Raw genomic sequence first — 1,313 nt, 5'->3', positions numbered from 1 at the left:
AAACTGATTTTGATCACGTCAAACCGCTGGCAGGAAACCGGTACTTCATGAACGCCGTTGACATCGACAGGGTTCCTTCGGCGGAAACCTACAGGCAAACCTTTCAGCGCATCGCCTTGAACACTGAGCTGGAGGCCATGCTGCCGGGATGCTCGGTCAAGCTCTGGAAAAAGGCCGACATGGCTCATGAGCACTTGCAAAAAGACGACAAGAAATGGGTCCGGATGGATATCGACCCGGTGATCTACGACAACGACGAGACCAAGAAAGAAGGAGCAGCGTACACCTACAACAAAAAATTCGGGTTTGCGGCCATATTCGCTCATTTGGCTTGCGGATGGATGGTCAATGCCGACCTGTTTCCTGGGAACACGTCTTTCCATGGCCCTGAAACGATAGGCTTCGTGAACCAAAGTCTGGGACTGGCTGATCGCATGACCGACGCAACCAAGTTGTTGGTGATGGACTGCGGCCTTGAGGATCAGGAAATGCTGGCCAATCTGCACGATCGCCCGAATACGGACTTCATCCTCAAACACAACAGGCGTAGGGAATCCAGCACGAAGTGGTTGGAATTGGCCAAAGAAAAGGGCGTATTGATCCGGGAGGACGTGAAAAAAGGTTATCGGATGTATCGCGGAAGCACCCATCGTCGCCTCAAAAATCGGGAAGAGGAGATTCGCTTGGTCTTCGATGTCAAGGAAACCTACAAAGAAAACGGCCAGTTGCTGTTCTTGCCGAAAGTCGAGATCTTCAGCGTTTGGACAAGCCTTCGGGACTTCAGCGACAAAGAGGTCCTGCGTCTCTACAGGATGCGGGGCACCAGCGAACAGTTCCATGCCGAGTTCAAGACCGAGATGGACATGGAACGGTTGCCTTCGGGCAAATTCAAGGTGAACAAGGCCTTCTTGCGCATGGGCATGCTGGCGCACAACATGCTCAAGGTCATATCGCAGGACATGGTCATGGAAAGGGCTTTGGGTTTGAAAAGAGCTACACGGCGCAGGATCAAGACGGTGATGAGCAGCGTGATCTTCATGTCCTGCCGTTTGATCAAACATGCCCGGTCCTTGGTTATGCAACTGGGTTGTTCTCGGGAGTGGCACGAATGGTTTTCCAGATTGTTTCAACGCCTCAAGCCGGCCTAACGTTGCCAAGAGGCAAAGTAAGGAGACAATGCAGGAGTATTGCGCCCAAAATCCAGCAAAAAGGGTTGATCTGGCTGATTTCATGCTGAGATAGGTTAAATTTTCAGCTTGCGCATGCTGGCAGCCGAAGATGGTCGAATGAAAATGCTCATAAACTGTCAATGG

General features: G+C 51.6%; 1 protein-coding gene. It reads left to right on the top strand.

All coding sequences use genetic code 11. The features are described from left to right. The coding region (locus AC559A_RS19150; RefSeq protein WP_498819293.1) for an IS1380 family transposase at window positions 1–1,148 on the top strand (1,148 nt) is incomplete at its 5' end. Between the last annotated feature and the right edge of the window lie 165 nt (window positions 1,149–1,313).

It is taken from the genome of Desulfonatronum zhilinae, assembly GCF_900182865.1.
Lineage (GTDB): Bacteria > Desulfobacterota > Desulfovibrionia > Desulfovibrionales > Desulfonatronaceae > Desulfonatronum > Desulfonatronum lacustre.
The sequence above is the reverse complement of the archived record's forward strand: the minus strand, read 5'-3'. Positions and strand labels throughout refer to the sequence as shown.